This is a genomic window from Planktothrix tepida PCC 9214, from assembly GCF_900009145.1.
Taxonomy (GTDB): Bacteria; Cyanobacteriota; Cyanobacteriia; order Cyanobacteriales; family Microcoleaceae; genus Planktothrix; species Planktothrix tepida.
Genome location: NZ_LN889801.1, coordinates 36,315 through 53,158, shown reverse-complemented (window position 1 = coordinate 53,158; position 16,844 = coordinate 36,315). Strand labels below are relative to the sequence as shown.

Below are 16,844 nucleotides of genomic sequence, written 5' to 3'. Positions count from 1 at the left end.
AATTTTATTATTAATTTTTATACTAACTGTTGCTACAGTATTATCTCTATAATCTAAGAAGATATTTCTTCAAAAGGAAAAGATTTAACCTGTAAAAACATAATTCCTGCCCCTAACATTGCAATACTTAATCCCGCTAAAAATGAACGTAAAATTCCACTTCCACCCGACCAAGGAATGATAAAAATAATCCCGGTTGCTAGGATGAAACTGATCCACCAACAGCCACTGATTAAAAGAAGTTTGAAAATAGAAATTTCAGGTTGAATTTTCTTAGCAACAACACCCATGAAACAACCGCCAATCAACCCCGCAATGGTAAAATTAATCAATTGACGAATTGAACCCAAGGTAAAGGATGTTAAATGGAACTGATTAAACGCAATATCATATTCATTAATATAAGCACTGAGTTGAACTCCTATGGCTAAAGCGATCGCCCACATGAAGCCGATAATAATCACCTGAATTCCACTTAAAGATGGAACCCTTTGTTTCAAACCCCATCCCACACTTAACCCCCCCATTAATCCACAAGCAGCAGCCATAATAACCCGTTCTTGCAGCAATTCTGAGGTGAATATATCGAAAGTGGGAACATTTCGGGCAATATCCCATAAATTAAGTAAAAGTCCCACTGACCAAAATAAACTAATGATTAAAAGGTTAAGTATCATTTTAATAAAAATTCCAAGGTTTAAAGCTGATTACAGTCCCGTAAATAGGTGATTTCAAAGAATAGAACACCCCAAAAACCAGGGTAAAGTTTCTTTTATTTCTGTTCCCTGCGAAGCACTGAGCTTGTCGAAGTGTTTCCTGTTCCCTGTTCCCCAATTTTCCTATATTGATAGGAACGGTTTTCAGCCCCCCAAACTTGTTTACCTTTAGCATCAAATCCCCGATCTTGAGTTTCCATTCCCTGTTGATCTAATTTAATCGTATTTGTAATTTTAACCGCCCCCTTAAAATTAGTAGCACAGCCTCCCGGTTGAGTTTCACCGATATATTGAGTTTCCACAGGTTTTAAAAATACACGACAATTGGCATTCTGTATTTCTTGATAACTAATAACCCGTTCTGACAAAGGTTTCTGACACAAACCAATCCAGTTTTTAGGATTAATAGGTTTAAAACTAACGGACTCAATACTGTTTTTATCCGCACTCGGCAGAATTTCTAAAACTCTCTGACGATAGGGTTTTGATAAATTGCGAGTTAAGGCTTGTTCTTGATAGAGAAAAACCCCTTCAGATGGTTTAACAGAACCCTCTGTAGAATTCAACTTAACCTCACAAGTCGTCATCCGAACGCTAGGCGCATCAGGAATGGCTTTAGCTTGTGCTGAAGTCTCCATTACCCCCGTCAAATAAGATACTACTTTCTGAGCATGACCTTGCATCGGGTCAGGTTGAGTCACACACCCCCCCAAAATAACAGCAACCCCTAAAATAGAAACAGGAGATAATTTCATCATCGGAACATCCAAACCGTAGTAAGTCCTTCAGGGCTTCAAAACATTGTAAATCCACTTTTTAATTTAACCTTGTAAATTATTATTATGCCAACTTACACCGGAATTTCTAGCGAAGCCTTTCGTCATCCCCTGGATAAAGAAGCAGAAGTTGCTCTCCGCAGCGTTCCAGGTTTTGATTTAATTGCCAGTAAATTTGTCGAGTTCGTCTATGAACGCCCTCAATATGTTTACTTAATGGGAAATGCTCTACAAGTTGGGCCGAGACAATATGCCAGTATTTATCATCTCTTTCGAGAATGTGTTCGAGATTTAGATATTTTTCCTGAACCCGGTTTATTTGTTTCTCAAAATCCTCAAGTCAATAGTTATGCTTTAGGACAAGAACACCCTTATATTATTCTGAATACGGGTCTTTTAGACTTAGTAGATGAAGCCGAATTACGAGCGGTTTTAGCCCATGAATTAGGGCATATTAAATGCGGTCATCCGATTTTAAATCAGATGGCAATTTGGGCAATGGGTGTGGCTTCTATGATTGGAGAAATGACCTTTGGTTTGGGAAATTTAGTTAGTAGTGGCTTAATTTATGCCTTTTATGAATGGCGAAGAAAAGCCGAATTATCGGCAGATAGAGCCGCATTATTAGTTACAGATGATCTCAAATGCGTGATGAAATCTATGATGGAATTAGCAGGAGTGAGTACAAAATATGCCCATGAATGTAGTTTAGATGAATTTATTCGTCAATCAGAACAATATCGAGATTTAGATCAAGATGGGTTGAATCAAGTGTATAAATTTTTATTGTATAATGGCGGTCAAGGCATGATGTTAAGTCATCCCTTCCCCGTTGAACGCATTCAATATTTACGACAATGGGCTAATTCTGCGGAATATCAGAAAATTCGATCCGGTCAATATCAACGAGCAACCGCCGAAGGTTCAGTTAATGTTAAAGCCGAAAAACCTACAGATGAAGTTGATGATTTACGTCGCCAAATTGAGGAGTTACAAAATCAAATTAATCGGATGAAATCTAAATAATATTGTCAATAAACCGGGTTTCTGTATTAATCTAGCTTTAATATCATTAACTCTGGGGTAGAAACCCGGTTTCTGGGTAAAGCAAAGAACGTTATGCCAAAATAGGAGTATAGAATTCACACATTATGAAAATGACTATCTTAGAAACCATCATCCACGAATTGTCAACAGCACCAGAAACATTACTATTAGAGATTTTTAACTTGATCCAAGCTGCAAAAAATGATAGTAATTTAGTTTCTAATTCATCGAGTTTACCACGCATTCCCGGCTTACATCAAGGAGAAATCTGGATCAGCGATGATTTTAATGATCCTTTACCTGATACATTTTGGTTGGGTGAAGATTGATGAGAGTCTTGATTGATACTCATGTGTTTATTTGGTGGACAAGCGATTATAAAAATCTTTCGCTTTCCGTTTACAATCTTCTTTGTGATCCGAATACTGAAGTCTTTTTAAGTATTGTCAGTATTTGGGAAATGCAAATTAAGTTATCTTTGGGTAAGATTCAGTTTAAAAGGGCATTACCTCAACTGATTGAGGATGAGGTTAAGCGAAATAAAATTCAATTATTGCCTATTGATTTATCTCATATTTATGCCCTCAGTGATCTACCTAACCATCATCGAGATCCTTTTGATCGTTTATTAATCGCTCAAGCTAAAAGCGAAAAATTAGTCATTATTAGTATTGATGAAAAGTTTGATAGTTATGAGATAGAGCGATTATGGTGAAAATAACAATCTTCATCCTCGTTTCTAGCTTCTAGTAGAAATAAAATATTAGTGGCTCTGCTACTAGAAAGAAGGGCGATCGCATCTTCTAAATAAAAAGTGATCGCCACTAATAAAAAAGGAGCGATACCAGTACCTTTATTCATTAATTAGAGTTCGATTCATGCTATTGGTAAGGAATTAAGTTTTTAGGAGCGATCACACTACATTTATTTGTGCTAATATTAAAGAGCTTAAACATTAACTATTCAGAGTCTTTTATTATAATGTCTAAGGAATCTGTCATCACAGAACATATTGAAATCACCCCTGGGGTGCTTGGTGGTAAACCGTGCATTTCCGGTCATCGAATTGCTGTAGCACACATCGCTGAAATGTATCTCAAAATGGGAATTTCTATAGAAGAAATCGCAGGTAAGTATGATTTGTCTCTAGCCTCGGTTCATGCAGCAATGACTTATTATTATGATCATAGAGAAGAAATTGATCGTCGCACTGCTGAAAGTCGAGCTAGGGTGGAAGAATTAAAGCGCAATAGTCCACCCTCTCCGTTACAAGAAAAATTGAGGGCAATTAGAGGTGAGTGAACAAATTCATTATTATCCGTAGTCTGATTTTAATTTATGAAGTGTATGCGCCTGAAGAAATGATCGGGAGGATTGAATATATTTGACATAATTGTAAGATGATCGCACTTTGGGAAAAAAACGTGATCGCATCTTCTAAATAAAAATCATCGCCCCTAATAAAAAAGGAGCGATACCAGTATATTGCCAATTAAAATAGTGAGCAATAGTAGAAAATAAACCAACGAAAAGTCACTGTAATCATTAAACTTTGGCTGCTTCTACAACATCCTGAACCATTTTAATGGCTTCCTTAATTGGCATTTGACCAGATTCAACAGCAGCGATTAATTGTTGGGCATCTTTAGGACTAATGAGATTAAGCTTAATAGGTTCTTTTAGGCAAACAATGAATTTTGTTTTGTCACTTTCTCCTATTTCGGAAGCTCTTTCTTTCGCTTCAATTTCGTTTTTCTGTTGTTTTAGCTGCTCTAACATTGTTTGTCTTTTACCTTCGTCAAAATTGCCTTCAAACATTCTTTTAACTCCCACAAGGGCTGCACCGCCTAACGCAGCACCTCCAACAACTACTGCTAAAGGTGCTGTAACGGGTAATAAACCAAAAAAGAGAGCACTCGCTCCCAAAATACTCGCAGCATAACCAGCACCAGCCGCACCGACACCAAAAATTCCAATAGTAGTTAAAATATTTAACTTATCGTTGGGATTCTTTTCTAAATTTTCAATTGCTTTCATAATTTGTTCTTTTGTCGGTTCTTTATTTGTAGTCATGATGATTTTTTGTCCAATTACTAAATAAATGAATCTTAAAAATTAAGCCGTAACAACGTTGTTAAAAACTATGTTAATAACATCAATAAATAGCTTAAAGAATTCTTGAGCAATTTCAATCAGACTTTGAGCTACTCCCGTAATACCGTCATATTGGCGATGTCCTTGATCTAATTGATGACCTGAGATCGCACCAATAGTAACCCCTAGTAGGGTAGCAATGGGGGCTAAAAACGGCCCAACAAATGGAATCGCATTTGCTAAAAATCCCGCCGCCACACCCACAGCCATTCCCATCACTAAATTTCGATTGGCTTGCACAAATTCGATAATTTTAATCAGAATAATTTTGCCAATTGCAATTACTTTATGGCCAGTTTTTTTCGTATAGGTAACAAATTGATGCAGACGAGTTGTCACTTCTAAAGGTAAACCGCTATCATTTAACCAAACAAACAAATCACTGCTACTCATGGAATCTGCATCGACTTGCCAGAGAGCTAATTTTAAGTTAGCTTGGGCGGAAGATAAGGCTGGCGTTGTCATAGTTTGCCTCGATCAACTAATTGAGTTTTTTCATGTCGATCTGACTGCCTTTGGTGTTTGTTAAATTCAAGGCATATCAGGAATATTAATCGCTTTGATAAGTATTGTAGCTGATAACTTGGTTTTTGCCAATACAAGGAAACATTTATATGACTTACATTGAACCCGAAGAACAGCAACAGCAAACCCGCTTTAGGGTTTCTCCCATCTTCAGACAATCTGTTCTTTCAAATTTGGGTTAACTTAAGAAACCGGGTTTCTCCTTCAGAGTTAATGATATAAAATCCCGATTAATACAGAAACCCGGTTTCTGGTAGTGCGCCATCTTTTATAATCTATTTTGATAGCGATCGCACTTTCTAAATTCAGAAATCCTGAATCGACACAGGAACTCTTGAAAGATACAATAAAGATATTCTAGTATAGGTTCTAACTCAATCAGTAACTAACATGATGAAACTTGACACTATTCAAGCTAAACCGTCTTCGGGTTATATCGGAAAAGGGGTAATCCTACTCAGCATTTTAGCAGGAACAATGATATTTACAAACCCCAAGCGGGAAGAATACCTCAATTATGCCTCTGATCAATTATCGGTAGAAATTAAAAAATCCATTTGTCAAGAATCTCAAGTCCCTGAATTTTTAAAAGGACTATCTAATACATTAGTCAATACTTGTAATACCTTAGTTACGACTCAACGAGACTTAATTAAAGATACGATTAATAAATCCACAATCCAACAAAATGCTCTTTTATTCAGTGTTTATACAACCGAAATTATGGGATATAAATATCAAACATTAGGAGGATTTGGTAACTTTGTAACCTTTCCTACAAAAGACCCAAAAACTTCTCAATCTGCTTCTAAATAAGGGGATTGAGAACTGCCTTCAATGTCTTGTTTTAATCGAGTAATAAAACTATCTCGATTGACTTGACTTAAAATCCCTTGAATGGCGGTATCAATTCCATTTTCACCCCAAGTACAACCTTTTTCTAAATACACTTGTGCTGCTTGACCGATGGTATAAGTTAAATAGGCAGAAATTGACGCTTGAGTAATGGCAATTCCGGCATAATTTGCGAGATCCGTTGCTAATCCTGCGGCACTTTTACCAAATCCTAAGATCCAACCGCTTCCCATTTCGGCTAATAATAATCCTCCCGAACTTAATAGAATTTTTTTCCATAATTTTCCCGCTTCATAACTGGTCATGGGTAAACCATATAAACGGGCTAAAGAACGAATTAAAATTAAATCACTGATTGTTGCCCCCAATACATCTAAAATAGCAATGGGATTTAACGCCACTGCTAAGGCTTTATAACGGGTAAATTTCCAAATTAATTCTTCTGCTTCTGACGCTTGTAATTGAATACTTTGACGGGCAATAATTCGTTCTGCTTCTCTGGCTTGAACTAACGCATTTAACGCTAAAAGCGATCGCCCTTCTCGATTTAATAATTTTACAATAATTTGTTTTAATTCCTCAATTTGAGGCGGTGGAGATTCCCATTCATGGGTGATTTTACCATCAGGCCATTCAATTCTTAATCGGATGGGGGCGGGTTCAGCCGATACCTTAACAATTTCAAACGGGGCTGATTTTTGCGGAGCGTCAACGGAATAAGCTGGAGAAAAATCATCTCCTTCTAAGGTTTTACTCTTGATTAACTGTTGTAAATTTTGATAGATTTTATCTTGTTCTGATTCTGTATATAAATCAATTTTATTAAAAACAATAATTAAAGGTTTATGGGCATTTTGTAATTCTAAAAGGGCATCATATTCCGTTCGAGTTAAATCCCCCGATACCACAAATAAAATTAAATCCGCTTGGCGAGTTACATCTTTTGCCATCTCTCCCCGAACTTGTCCCGCCACTTCATCTAATCCAGGGGTATCAATTAATTCAACTTGAATCGAATTTTGTTCCTCAATATTATCAATGCGGTTAGGTTCTTCAATTTGTGGTAATGATATACTCCAACGCACAGAACGGGGCCATTGAGTCACCCCATTTAAGGGGCCAGTTTGCAGAATTTTTTCCCCTAATAACGCATTTAAAACCGCCGATTTGCCGCGACTGACTAACCCAAATACTGCAATTCTAATGACTCCTTGTTCAAGCTTTTCTAAATTAGTTGATAGAACTTCTAACTGTTTTTGTAATGTGGCTTGTAATTCAGGATGGGAACTGCGCCGTTGACGTCGTAAATGGTTATAACGGGTTAAGGTTTGTTTTAAACTAGAACGTGCTTGATTAAAATGATTGTTCATTATATAAGTGGTTGTGCAGAATAAATTACTGAGTTGAGAAAGGGAACAGGGAACAGGCAACAGGCAACAGGGAACAGGGAATAGGCAATAATTATGTTTAGGTATTTATAGAACGTATTATATTATTTAGCGATGTTTAATAGGATTGAGGACAGGAACAATAGGTAATGATCAGAAATTAATAATCAGCAATCCTTGAAATGTAGGGGCGAGGTCTCCTCGCCCAGACAAAAGTTTTATCTCTGACAAAATCATCCCATTTACGAAGAAGACAAAATTTCTTCTAGGGCAGGTTTAACCGTAGGATATTGATAATTAAAATTGTAGGATAACGTGCGTTTTGGGATAACTTGTTGACCTTGGAGAATAACCTGCGCCGCATCTCCTAATAACATTTCTAAAGCAAAATCAGGAACAGGAAGCCAAGACGGACGATGAAGAACTTCACCCAAAGCGTGACATAACTGATCCATTTTTACAGGGTTGGGTGCGGTGGCATTCAGAACGCCTTCCACTTGAGAATTTGTTAAACTGAATAGAATTAAATTGACTAAATCTTCCCGATGAATCCAAGAAAACCATTGATGTCCTGAACCTAACGGCCCCCCCGCAAACAGTTTAAAAGGAGTTAACATTTTTCCTAATGCTCCCCCCATTCCTAAAACAATTCCTAATCTCAAAATGACTAACCGAGTGCCCACTTCTTGCACCTGTTGGGCGGCGGCTTCCCAAGCTAAACAGACATTGGCTAAAAAATCCCGTCCACTGGGACTATTTTCATCAAATAAAGCCGTTTCGCTGCTTCCGTAATATCCAACCGCAGAAGCACTGACCAGAACGCTGGGTTTAGAATTAGCTTGGGCGATCGCTTCGACTAACTTTTGAGTCGCCGTTGAACGACTTTCTAAAATTTCCTGTTTGCGTTGAGGCGTCCAGCGTTCATCAGCAATTCCCGCCCCGGCTAAATTCACGACCCCATCACAGCCAGAAATCGCCTGTTGCCAAGCCCCCGATTTCGTTGGAGTATAACCCACAATTTCTAACTGGGAAGAGACAGAACTGGGAAATACTCGTTTAGCCCGCTCAGGGTTGCGGGTCAGGACTAACACCGAATGTCCGTCCTCTTGGAGTCGTTCTACTAAACGACTTCCGACAAATCCTGTTGCTCCTGTAACTGCTACTTTCATTAAAATAACTCTTAATGGCTGAATGGTCGCACCTGTGTCTTTAGATTATCAAATCTTCGCCACTTCCCTAGTGCGGGTAGCAAGCTAACATGGGGGGAAATAACCTCAATCTTTCTGATCAGAAACATTCCTGAAAACCCCCGCTTGAAAATCATCATGCTGATCCAGAAAAAATCAAAGCTTTTCCTAGTTGTTGCAGCGATCGCCTGTGTTGGGAGTATCGCCACCTTCATTTATTTAACTCATCAACGGTACAAAGCCTATAGTTCCGTAGAAACGGGCAAAGTTGTACCGGGTGAAGCGATCATGGCAACCTTTGTTTCTCCCACCCCTCGCGCTTTATCAGAATTACAAAATTTTGGCACCCCAGAAACCCAAGGGTTCATCCGGCAGGGAATTCAAGCCTTTCAACAGCAAAGTTTAGCAGGCACAGCGATTAATTTCAATCGAGATATTCAACCTTGGATTGGCGGAGTGATGGTGGCGTTATTGCCTCGTGATCCGGTTAAACCCGCTTCTGAACCTCAACTGTTAATGGTGGTAGGGATTAAAAATCAATGGAAAGCTTGGCTATTTGCCCAAAAATTAAAGGCTTCATCGGATATTCAAACTCAACAAAGTCAATATCGAGGAATTACCTTATCCCATTATCTCGAAAAAAGTGGAAAACAATATCATGTTGCGGTTGTTAATGATCAATTAGTGATTGCAGCCAGTGCCGAACCTGTGAAACGGGCGATCGATACCTTTAGAGGATCACCATCTCTAGTAAGTTTATCAGGACAATCCCACCTTTTCTTGAAAAGTGCTAACCTCTCCCATCCCTTAGTCACCGTGTTAATAGGGGACTATGATCGGTTTACAAAAGAGATGGCGACGACTTGGCCGGAGGCTTCCCCTTTATCCCTGAGTTCCTTATCTCCCTTGACCTCCATTCAATCTATTATTTTGGCAGTTGGGGTAGAACCGGAAGGACTTCGCGTAAAAGCAATTGCCCAGTTACGTCCCACTGCCACTATATCCCGGCGTTCCCCGGAATTTGGGGAAATGGTCAATCGTTTTCCTACAGAAACCCTCGCGTTTGTCAATAGCCATGATCTACATCAACTGTGGTTACAATTTTTAAGCTTAGGAAAAAACAATCCCGCTCTTGAGAACCTGAGCCGTCAAATTCGTTTGGGACTACAAGCGATTGATTTAGATGCTGATACAGATGTCTTTGGCTGGATGGATGGGGAATTTGCCTTGGGTGCGATCGCTTCGGAAAAAGGCGTGTTAGCTGCTTTGGGACTTGGAGGCGTGTTATTAATTGAAACCAGCGATCGCCCCGCCGCAGAACGAATGTTAAATAAATTGGATGCTATTATTGCTAATAGTAATCCGCCGATTAATATTGAACAAAATGTTCTAGCTGGAATTGAAGTCACCGAATGGAACGATCCTAAGCAAGGAACCTTATTTGGACATGGATGGTTGAGTCCGAATTTAATGTTTGTTGCTTTTGGGGGGCCAGTGGTGGAAGCAATCACCCAGAAACCCCAACATCCCCTAAATCAAAGCCAACAATTTCAATCGATTAGTAAATTTTTACCCAGTCCCCACCATAGCTATGTTTATTTAGATATGGAAAAAATTACGGCTTGGGCGATGGGATATTTGTTAGCGTCCCCAGCTATTTCCCTGCAACCTAACCGCATGACGATGCTCAATTCAATTCAAGGCTTGGGTATCAGTGCCACGTTTCCTGATGTTTCCACCGTTGAGGTGGAAATGGTATTGGTGCTAAAGCCGAAAAGCTAAAAAAAGGAACATAAGCCTAAGAGATAAAGGTTTTCAAGCCTTTTCTAGTATTTTGGTTGCCGATGTGAGTACCATTAGACTAAGCATAAAAATGTTTTCTTAACATGACTCAGGAGTCCTTGCTTTAGCTACAAATCATGCTAAAACCGTTTTTAGGTCTATCCAAAGCGTATGCGTATATTAATTTACTCGTATAATTACTATCCTGAACCTATCGGGATTGCTCCTTTGATGACAGAGTTAGCTGAAGGCTTGGTTCAACGAGGTCATCAAGTTCGGGTGATTACCGGAATGCCTAACTATCCTGAACGCCGGATTTATGAAGGATATCAGAATAAATTTTATCTGACGGAAGAACGTCATGGAGTGGTGATTCAGCGTAGCTATATTTGGGTACGCGGCCCTAAACCGGGGTTATTAGATCGTCTCCTCCTCGATAGTAGTTTCATGCTCACAAGTATTATTCAGGCATTTAAGGGGTGGCGACCTGATATTATTTTTGCAACGGTTCCGCCTTTATTAGTCAGTGTTCCGGTGGGTTTGTATGCTGGGGTTCGTCGTTGTCCGGTGATTCTGAATATTCAGGATATTGTTTCAGAAGCCGCCCTACGGGTTAAATTAGTGAATCCTGATGGAATTGTAGTTAAAACAGCCCAAGCCGTTGAACAATTGACCTATGAAAAGGTGGATCGAATTTCTGTCATTGCGACAGGTTTTATTGATAAGTTAGTTGAACACGGGATTCCTGAAGAAAAAATTGTTTATATTCCCAATTGGGTCGATACAAAATTTATTCGTCCCTTACCCAAAATTGATAATTCCTTTCGCCAAAAGTATCAGCTTCAAGATAAATTTGTTGTTCTGTATTCAGGGAATATTGCTTTAACCCAAGGTTTAGAAACGGTGATTAAAGCAGCAACTTTATTAGAGTATATTCCTGAAATCTCTTTTGTGATTGCCGGAGAACAGAAAGCCTTACAAGAGTTAGAGAATTTACGCCAGAACTATCAAACCCAGAATATTTTATTAATTCCCCTGGAACCCCGTGAAAAATTACCTGAAATGTTATCGGCTGCAAATGTAGGATTAGTGGTGCAAAAACGAGAAGTTACTGCTTTTAATTTGCCTTCAAAAATTCCGGTTTTATTAGCTAGTGGCTGTGCTATTGTTGGTTCTGTTCCTGATACGGGAACCGCAAAAGAAGCAATTCTTAATAGTGGAGGAGGAATTGTTGTTCCGCCTGAAGACGCAGAAAGTTTAGCCAATGCAATTGTCGATCTTTACAAAAATCCAGAGCAGGTCAAAACTCTAGGTCAACAAGGTCGAAAATATGCAGAAGACTGTTTTAGCATTGAACAAGCATTGAACAAGTATGAACAGTTATTTACAGAAGTAGTAGCGAAGTCTACACCTATCCCAGAACCCTTGACCAAATCTATTAGATGATAATAGAATGTAAACTCGAATGATCGGTTACGGGAAACTCTGGCATTTCCTTCATGGCTTTCGCAAAATCCGAACCATCCAAAATCGAAAACAAGGATTAAAATAATCAGTAGATCTCTATGGCATTGTCACCCCTTGCTACAATCTTAGCCATTCAGGATTAACCAACTGCAACCGATTATTATACGAGGAATACAAGAGCTTAATGTTTGATAACGCCAAAACCAAATACGCCTCTGATCAAGTGATCATCTCTGCCCTTTCTGGGGATGAAGATACCAGCCGGGAAACCGCCCTAGTCGCCGCACGAGCAGCCGATGATCGGAAAGCGGATAATATTCTGGTGCTGCGCGTATCAGAAGTATCTTATTTAGCTGATTATTTTGTGATTGTAACGGGCTTTTCTCAAGCTCAACTCCGGGCAATTTCTCAAGCTATTTCAGATCAAGTCGAATTAGAATTACAACGGCCTCCCCTCAGAATTGAAGGTCAAAATGATGGTAACTGGGTTTTAATGGATTATGGGGATGTAATTGTCCATATTTTATTACCCGAAGAACGAGATTTCTATAAATTAGAAGCCTTTTGGGGTCACGCCGAGCGAGTCCGTTGGCAATCTTAAATCTATTAGAAATCGGGTTTTTATAGCCACCCAGCCCCCCATTAGAAACCGGGTTTTTGTACATAGCTTTATTAGCAACCGAAAGATTGAAGAAAAACCCGGTTTCTGAGTCCCCCCAATTAGAAACCGGGTTTTTATAGATAGCTTGTTGATAAACCCAAAGATGGGAGAAAAAACCCGGTTTCTGAGAACACTAGCGACAAATTTATTAAAACCCAATTCATCGTAGGGGCGAGGCGCGCCTCGCCCCTACAAGGGGTGTAACCATTTTTTAGAATTAATAATCCTGAGCATTAAGATTGTTCAATAAGATTGAAACTTGCTCTATAAACTATCTCTAACCCTGTGTATGATGAATCGAAAATTTATCTGATTCTCATTCACAAATATTGATTAACTACGGTAAACCCTCACAGGGAGGTGTATTACCAGAATTACCAGTAATCATACCCATATTGAGATCACCCAATTTGTCTAAGTAGGTAGGCAGGATTAAACTTTTCCATATAACAATATGTAAAGGAGGCTTAGATCAGCCATTAGAGAGCGTTAGAACGATTTACAATCGTTTACATAGTAGGGTTTTATAGAGCCTACCTACTTAGTCTACATTGAAGTGCTGGACAATTAAGTCTAAGATCATCAGATGTTGCAGCCCCTCGACATTTGGCATTTTCAGGTACAATGATATAATCTCCTTGACCTGGACATGGTGCCCAACGGGATGAGTTATAATAAAAACATAATTCTTGACCCGTATCAGGGTTCCTGTAGGTTTGAGAGGAAATTCTTTGATTCCAAGGACTATCCCCAGACTGTGCTATAATACCAACATTGTTCAACTTGGGAGGAATACTACTCTGATTAATATTGGGATTACGGGTTTCTGATAGATTAGCATTAGCATTGGGAGTGCCTTTAATAATAGCTCCACTCATAGCTAAAGCAGCACCGAGTACCAATATCACGGCTTTTCTATTCATGAATTTCCCTCTGATATTTGCAAGCTTCCTTTAACTTTTGTCGATTCGCCAAAATATAGCGATCGCCACTAACTCAAACTCAAAAAAAGTAATTGTAACTATTAATATTGATATTATTTTTGATCATCGAATTTTTGTCAGTCGGATATTGTCGGAAAATGTCGGGAATTTAATGTCAGATATTGTCGGAAAATGTCGGAAAAATTTTTACACCCATCAAGAATATGGATATTCAAGAGGTTTTAAAAATCGCTGATCATCTGGTTTTTAATCATACAGGAAAACATTTAGATGATCTGCAAAAAACCGTACTTGAAGGCGTTTGGGAAGGTAAAAAATATACTGATATTGCAGATAATATCCATTGTAGTGAAGGTTATGTTAGAGATACCGCCTCAGATTTATGGAAAATCTTATCAAATTTTTCAGGAGAAGATGTTAATAAATCGAATTTTCGTTCAGCTTTAGAAAGATTACAATTTTCTGTTTCTTCAAGCGTTGGTTTTGGTAACGTTATCGGAATTACGAATAATTTAAGTTTATGTAGCGATCGCATCACACCTTTAGAGAATAGCAGGAATGGAAAAAATAGACAAACACCCGGACAAAATCAACCCGAAACTCATCTAAACCCATTACCCCTTCAAGACCTTAGAGAAGCACCGGATATTGGTAAAATCTGGGGTCGAGTTAATGAAATATCAACTTTAGAACATTGGATATTACAAGAAAACATTAAAGTAGTAGGAATATTAGGAATAAGCGGTATAGGTAAAACAACATTATCCCGTCATCTCCTCGAAAAAATCAGCACTAATTTTGACTATATTATTTGGAAGAATTTGTATCACTCTCCCTTGTTACCAACCTTAGTTAAACAGTTAGTTTTCTCCTTATATTATCCAACTAATAGTAACTTTTTATTAACAGATATTAATTCTATATTAGATTTAGAACTTGCTGAATTATTATCAATATTGTTTGAATATTTGCGTAAATACCGTTGTTTAATTATATTGGATAATGTTCAAGAAATATTAGCAGAAAGTAAATTAGCCGGAAATTATAAAAATCAATTTGAAAATTATGGTGAATTCTTAAAAAATATGGGTGAACTTTCTCATAGTAGCTGTTTAATTTTAAATAGTTGGGAAGCACCCTTAGAACTCATCAATTTAACAGGTTTAAGTAACCCCGTAAAACTATTATCATTAAATGGAATAGGAGAAAATGCGATAGAAATTTTTAAAGAATACAATTTATCCGATGAAGAACACTGGCTAGAATTAATTAATACCTATCGCGGTCATCCTGACGAGTTAAAAACTATAGCTCGAATGATTCAAGACTTATTTAATGGTAAAATCGGAGATTATTTAAAATATAACAGTCTGTTTTTGGGAGATGAAATCATCAATCAATTAAACCGAAATTTTCAACGAATATCTTTATTAGAAAAACAAATAATATTGCAATTAAGCCAAATTAATCAACCCGTAACAGTGACAGAACTTTTACAGAATTTATCTTTATCCTCATCTGAGTTATTGACTGCTATTCAATCTCTAGGAAGACGTTCATTAATTGAAAAGATAACACAAGAACAATTAACCTTATTTACAATATCACCCGTAATTAGGGAATATATCAAATTAGAAACCGGGTTTTTGTAGATAGCTTGTTAAGAAACCCAAAGATAAAAGAAAAACCCGGTTTCTGAGTCCCTACTAGCTGGAGAAACCGGTTTTTTATAGATAGCTTGTTGAGAAACCGAAAGAGGGGATAAAAAACCCGGTTTCTGAGTCCCCCTTCATCTCAAGTAAACTTATATGAATTTGTTTTAAAAATTTTAATCAAATTAGCAATGCCATCCCCTGTTTGATAAAATTGCTTCAGAAATCGATTTGAGAACACAAGCGATGAAAATTAAATCTGTTTTTACGGGTCTAGGATTGACTTTGCTGATTAGCGTCTTTTTTGCCGTTGCATCTGAGTTTTTTGTCTTTAATGCCTCACCAGCTTTCGCTCAAGATGTTATCAGTAGTTGCCCTCTACCCGTCGATATTGCCAATACATTTCTAAACTCTGAATGTAAAGAGATTCAATTATCAGAATCTCAAGATTTTTACCGTTATTATAGCACCGATAATATGAAATATGGGCGCTATTTAACGACGGATCAATATACTAAGAATGTTGATGTGATCAGAAATTTAGCCTTAAACCAAGCTTGGGGAAATCAAGCAACGATAATCGAAACGGTAACATTACCAGCCGGAACAATAATTTATAAAGGCATTGTAGCCCCACAACCGCCAACAGAATGTTATCCTGGGATGGGTCATCAAATCTTTATTAAAGATTCTAAAGATCCCAATATTAAATGGTCGGCTGGTCAAAATATTGGTGTTGAATCTTTTTATTGTCCTTAATTCTTTTTAACTCAATTCCCTCACCGGATATTAACATGGATGCCAAAATTACCGAATTTACTCAGTTAATTGATCAAGCGATTGATTCTGCGGAACAAACTGATCAAGAGGAACAATCAGATCGTTTAGATAATTTAATTGCGGTCTTGAAAAACCTCAAACAAACCGTAATCTCAGGTCAACTTCAACCGTCTCATGGAACTGCAACTTTAGGGCTGGCAAGGGAAGTCGCAGACTGGATTGAATCTTTAGATTCTCCTTTATTGAGTGCTGTGGGTGCTGTTGAAGACTATTATCAAAAGCACTTCTAAACTCCAAAGAGAAACCGGGTTTTTGTAGAAAGTTTGGTTAGAAACCCAAAGATAAAAGAAAAACCCGGTTTCTAAGAGGTAGTTAGGAGCATCAATCCTCATCAGGATTTTCTAAAATATTCCGCACTACATTTCCGCCAAATTCGTTACTTTTTTCAATCTCACTGACTTGTGTGGCAATTTGTTTAGCTATTTCAATGTCTCCTAATCGAGATCTAATCAGTCCTGATGCTGCATAAGCATTAATATAAAGCCGAATATTGGGATCATCTAAACGTGCGGTTAATATCGGTTTTAATTGAAACCAATCTTCAGGTAGCACTTCTATGCGTTTCACCATTTCTAGCACTTTTGTCGCCACTTGCAAGGCTAAAGGATCGTTATGAGTGTAAAAAAAATAGCGATAGGCTGACACCAATACATCAGGATGTTCATCAGCAATGGCGAGCGCCTGATTGATATAACCATCTGCAAGCTCTGGATTATTCCAATGAGTAGATGCCAGCACTAGCAATTGTTTGACGGTTTCAGGGACGGTATACCATGACAATCCATCAGCATTTGGGACTGGCGAAGTTTGGGTTTGATTTTGTGGCTTAGAAACAGGCATTATTCTGGCA

General features: G+C 38.1%; 21 protein-coding genes. 12 read left to right on the top strand and 9 right to left on the bottom strand.

The features are described 5' to 3' along the window. Positions 1-53: 53 nt before the first annotated feature. The gene (locus PL9214_RS13080; RefSeq protein WP_072719251.1) at positions 54-677 is read right to left on the bottom strand and encodes a hypothetical protein; all 624 of its coding nucleotides are present in this window, start codon (positions 675-677) and stop codon (positions 54-56) included. Positions 678-772: 95 nt separating this feature from the next. Beyond that, positions 773-1,474 carry a chromophore lyase CpcT/CpeT gene (locus tag PL9214_RS13075; RefSeq protein WP_083580002.1) on the bottom strand — a complete coding sequence of 234 codons (702 nt, stop codon included), beginning with the start codon at positions 1,472-1,474 and terminating at the stop codon, positions 773-775. 84 nt (positions 1,475-1,558) lie between these two features. On the opposite strand from PL9214_RS13075, the gene PL9214_RS13070 reads away from it, so the two are divergent. The 3 genes from PL9214_RS13070 (at position 1,559) to PL9214_RS13060 (ending at position 3,254) form a co-directional block, all read left to right on the top strand. Then, on the top strand, positions 1,559-2,518 hold the full coding sequence (locus tag PL9214_RS13070) for a M48 family metallopeptidase (protein WP_072719249.1): 960 nt from the start codon (positions 1,559-1,561) through the stop codon (positions 2,516-2,518). A gap of 131 nt (positions 2,519-2,649) precedes the next feature. After that, the gene (locus PL9214_RS31975) at positions 2,650-2,868 is read left to right on the top strand and encodes a hypothetical protein (RefSeq protein ID WP_222425235.1); all 219 of its coding nucleotides are present in this window, start codon (positions 2,650-2,652) and stop codon (positions 2,866-2,868) included. Then, entirely contained in the window at positions 2,868-3,254 is a 387-nt protein-coding gene (locus PL9214_RS13060) for a type II toxin-antitoxin system VapC family toxin (protein ID WP_072719247.1), read from the top strand. Before PL9214_RS31975 ends, PL9214_RS13060 begins: the two co-directional genes overlap by 1 nt. On the opposite strand, the gene PL9214_RS31255 is transcribed toward PL9214_RS13060, so the two are convergent. Further along, a complete protein-coding gene (locus PL9214_RS31255) occupies positions 3,230-3,400 on the bottom strand; it encodes a hypothetical protein (protein WP_186440355.1) in 171 nt (56 codons plus the stop codon). The genes PL9214_RS13060 and PL9214_RS31255 overlap by 25 nt on opposite strands. 120 nt (positions 3,401-3,520) lie before the next feature. Here PL9214_RS31255 and PL9214_RS13055 point away from each other — a divergent pair, with 120 nt between their 5' ends. After that, entirely contained in the window at positions 3,521-3,841 is a 321-nt protein-coding gene (locus tag PL9214_RS13055) for a DUF433 domain-containing protein (protein WP_072719246.1), read from the top strand. Positions 3,842-4,084: 243 nt separating this feature from the next. On the opposite strand, the gene PL9214_RS13050 is transcribed toward PL9214_RS13055, so the two are convergent. Together PL9214_RS13050 and PL9214_RS13045 are read right to left on the bottom strand one after the other, a co-directional pair. Further along, a complete protein-coding gene (locus tag PL9214_RS13050; RefSeq protein ID WP_072719245.1) occupies positions 4,085-4,612 on the bottom strand; it encodes a hypothetical protein in 528 nt (175 codons plus the stop codon). 42 nt (positions 4,613-4,654) lie between these two features. Continuing rightward, a complete protein-coding gene (locus PL9214_RS13045; protein ID WP_072719244.1) occupies positions 4,655-5,158 on the bottom strand; it encodes a DUF2273 domain-containing protein in 504 nt (167 codons plus the stop codon). A gap of 450 nt (positions 5,159-5,608) precedes the next feature. Here PL9214_RS13045 and PL9214_RS13040 point away from each other — a divergent pair, with 450 nt between their 5' ends. Next, positions 5,609-6,034 (top strand): DUF4359 domain-containing protein, encoded by a 426-nt coding sequence (locus PL9214_RS13040; protein WP_072719243.1) that lies wholly within the window; start codon positions 5,609-5,611, stop codon positions 6,032-6,034. Here PL9214_RS13040 and PL9214_RS13035 read toward each other — a convergent pair. Both PL9214_RS13035 and thyD read right to left on the bottom strand, forming a co-directional pair. Then, positions 6,016-7,443 carry a GTP-binding protein gene (locus PL9214_RS13035; RefSeq protein WP_072719242.1) on the bottom strand — a complete coding sequence of 476 codons (1,428 nt, stop codon included), beginning with the start codon at positions 7,441-7,443 and terminating at the stop codon, positions 6,016-6,018. The genes PL9214_RS13040 and PL9214_RS13035 overlap by 19 nt on opposite strands. A 260-nt stretch (positions 7,444-7,703) precedes the next feature. Continuing rightward, positions 7,704-8,630 carry a thylakoid membrane protein ThyD gene (gene thyD / locus PL9214_RS13030; RefSeq protein WP_072719241.1) on the bottom strand — a complete coding sequence of 309 codons (927 nt, stop codon included), beginning with the start codon at positions 8,628-8,630 and terminating at the stop codon, positions 7,704-7,706. Between the two features lie 156 nt (positions 8,631-8,786). Between thyD and PL9214_RS13025 the strand changes: the two genes are divergently transcribed. The 3 genes from PL9214_RS13025 to rsfS all read left to right on the top strand — a co-directional run bounded on the left by PL9214_RS13025 (position 8,787) and on the right by rsfS (position 12,498). Then, positions 8,787-10,430, top strand: coding sequence for a DUF3352 domain-containing protein (locus PL9214_RS13025; RefSeq protein WP_072719240.1), 1,644 nt, complete (start codon positions 8,787-8,789; stop codon positions 10,428-10,430). Between the two features lie 171 nt (positions 10,431-10,601). Further along, a complete protein-coding gene (locus PL9214_RS13020; RefSeq protein WP_072719239.1) occupies positions 10,602-11,876 on the top strand; it encodes a WcaI family glycosyltransferase in 1,275 nt (424 codons plus the stop codon). 205 nt (positions 11,877-12,081) lie between these two features. Further along, positions 12,082-12,498 carry a ribosome silencing factor gene (gene rsfS, locus PL9214_RS13015; RefSeq protein ID WP_072719238.1) on the top strand — a complete coding sequence of 139 codons (417 nt, stop codon included), beginning with the start codon at positions 12,082-12,084 and terminating at the stop codon, positions 12,496-12,498. A 593-nt stretch (positions 12,499-13,091) separates the two neighbouring features. On the opposite strand, the gene PL9214_RS13010 is transcribed toward rsfS, so the two are convergent. Continuing rightward, positions 13,092-13,481 (bottom strand): hypothetical protein, encoded by a 390-nt coding sequence (locus PL9214_RS13010; RefSeq protein WP_072719237.1) that lies wholly within the window; start codon positions 13,479-13,481, stop codon positions 13,092-13,094. Positions 13,482-13,518: 37 nt separating this feature from the next. On the opposite strand from PL9214_RS13010, the gene PL9214_RS30615 reads away from it, so the two are divergent. The 4 genes from PL9214_RS30615 (at position 13,519) to PL9214_RS12995 (ending at position 16,224) form a co-directional block, all read left to right on the top strand. Then, complete coding sequence (locus PL9214_RS30615) at positions 13,519-13,737, top strand: hypothetical protein (RefSeq protein ID WP_139295050.1); 219 nt, start codon at positions 13,519-13,521, stop codon at positions 13,735-13,737. Next, positions 13,706-15,154, top strand: a complete 1,449-nt coding sequence (locus PL9214_RS13005; RefSeq protein WP_072719236.1) for a helix-turn-helix domain-containing protein — start codon at positions 13,706-13,708, stop codon at positions 15,152-15,154. The genes PL9214_RS30615 and PL9214_RS13005 overlap by 32 nt, the downstream gene beginning before the upstream one ends. Positions 15,155-15,400: 246 nt before the next feature. Beyond that, entirely contained in the window at positions 15,401-15,913 is a 513-nt protein-coding gene (locus PL9214_RS13000) for a hypothetical protein (RefSeq protein ID WP_072719235.1), read from the top strand. Between the two features lie 35 nt (positions 15,914-15,948). Beyond that, the gene (locus tag PL9214_RS12995; RefSeq protein ID WP_072719234.1) at positions 15,949-16,224 is read left to right on the top strand and encodes a hypothetical protein; all 276 of its coding nucleotides are present in this window, start codon (positions 15,949-15,951) and stop codon (positions 16,222-16,224) included. Positions 16,225-16,315: 91 nt separating this feature from the next. Here PL9214_RS12995 and PL9214_RS12990 read toward each other — a convergent pair whose 3' ends face one another. After that, positions 16,316-16,834: a hypothetical protein gene (locus tag PL9214_RS12990; RefSeq protein WP_072719233.1), complete on the bottom strand. Its 519-nt coding sequence runs from the start codon at positions 16,832-16,834 to the stop codon at positions 16,316-16,318. Positions 16,835-16,844 lie beyond the last annotated feature (10 nt).

What these genes read in the sequence shown, in the direction of transcription:
- PL9214_RS13080 (WP_072719251.1), bottom strand. Translation starts at nt 677, where the DNA reads ATGATACTTAACCTTTTAATCATTAGTTTATTTTGGTCAGTGGGACTT.
- PL9214_RS13075 (WP_083580002.1), bottom strand. Translation starts at nt 1,474, where the DNA reads ATGATGAAATTATCTCCTGTTTCTATTTTAGGGGTTGCTGTTATTTTG.
- PL9214_RS13070 (WP_072719249.1), top strand. Translation starts at nt 1,559, where the DNA reads ATGCCAACTTACACCGGAATTTCTAGCGAAGCCTTTCGTCATCCCCTG.
- PL9214_RS31975 (WP_222425235.1), top strand. Translation starts at nt 2,650, where the DNA reads ATGACTATCTTAGAAACCATCATCCACGAATTGTCAACAGCACCAGAA.
- PL9214_RS13060 (WP_072719247.1), top strand. Translation starts at nt 2,868, where the DNA reads ATGAGAGTCTTGATTGATACTCATGTGTTTATTTGGTGGACAAGCGAT.
- PL9214_RS31255 (WP_186440355.1), bottom strand. Translation starts at nt 3,400, where the DNA reads ATGAATAAAGGTACTGGTATCGCTCCTTTTTTATTAGTGGCGATCACT.
- PL9214_RS13055 (WP_072719246.1), top strand. Translation starts at nt 3,521, where the DNA reads ATGTCTAAGGAATCTGTCATCACAGAACATATTGAAATCACCCCTGGG.
- PL9214_RS13050 (WP_072719245.1), bottom strand. Translation starts at nt 4,612, where the DNA reads ATGACTACAAATAAAGAACCGACAAAAGAACAAATTATGAAAGCAATT.
- PL9214_RS13045 (WP_072719244.1), bottom strand. Translation starts at nt 5,158, where the DNA reads ATGACAACGCCAGCCTTATCTTCCGCCCAAGCTAACTTAAAATTAGCT.
- PL9214_RS13040 (WP_072719243.1), top strand. Translation starts at nt 5,609, where the DNA reads ATGATGAAACTTGACACTATTCAAGCTAAACCGTCTTCGGGTTATATC.
- PL9214_RS13035 (WP_072719242.1), bottom strand. Translation starts at nt 7,443, where the DNA reads ATGAACAATCATTTTAATCAAGCACGTTCTAGTTTAAAACAAACCTTA.
- thyD (WP_072719241.1), bottom strand. Translation starts at nt 8,630, where the DNA reads ATGAAAGTAGCAGTTACAGGAGCAACAGGATTTGTCGGAAGTCGTTTA.
- PL9214_RS13025 (WP_072719240.1), top strand. Translation starts at nt 8,787, where the DNA reads ATGCTGATCCAGAAAAAATCAAAGCTTTTCCTAGTTGTTGCAGCGATC.
- PL9214_RS13020 (WP_072719239.1), top strand. Translation starts at nt 10,602, where the DNA reads ATGCGTATATTAATTTACTCGTATAATTACTATCCTGAACCTATCGGG.
- rsfS (WP_072719238.1), top strand. Translation starts at nt 12,082, where the DNA reads ATGTTTGATAACGCCAAAACCAAATACGCCTCTGATCAAGTGATCATC.
- PL9214_RS13010 (WP_072719237.1), bottom strand. Translation starts at nt 13,481, where the DNA reads ATGAATAGAAAAGCCGTGATATTGGTACTCGGTGCTGCTTTAGCTATG.
- PL9214_RS13005 (WP_072719236.1), top strand. Translation starts at nt 13,706, where the DNA reads ATGGATATTCAAGAGGTTTTAAAAATCGCTGATCATCTGGTTTTTAAT.
- PL9214_RS13000 (WP_072719235.1), top strand. Translation starts at nt 15,401, where the DNA reads ATGAAAATTAAATCTGTTTTTACGGGTCTAGGATTGACTTTGCTGATT.
- PL9214_RS12995 (WP_072719234.1), top strand. Translation starts at nt 15,949, where the DNA reads ATGGATGCCAAAATTACCGAATTTACTCAGTTAATTGATCAAGCGATT.
- PL9214_RS12990 (WP_072719233.1), bottom strand. Translation starts at nt 16,834, where the DNA reads ATGCCTGTTTCTAAGCCACAAAATCAAACCCAAACTTCGCCAGTCCCA.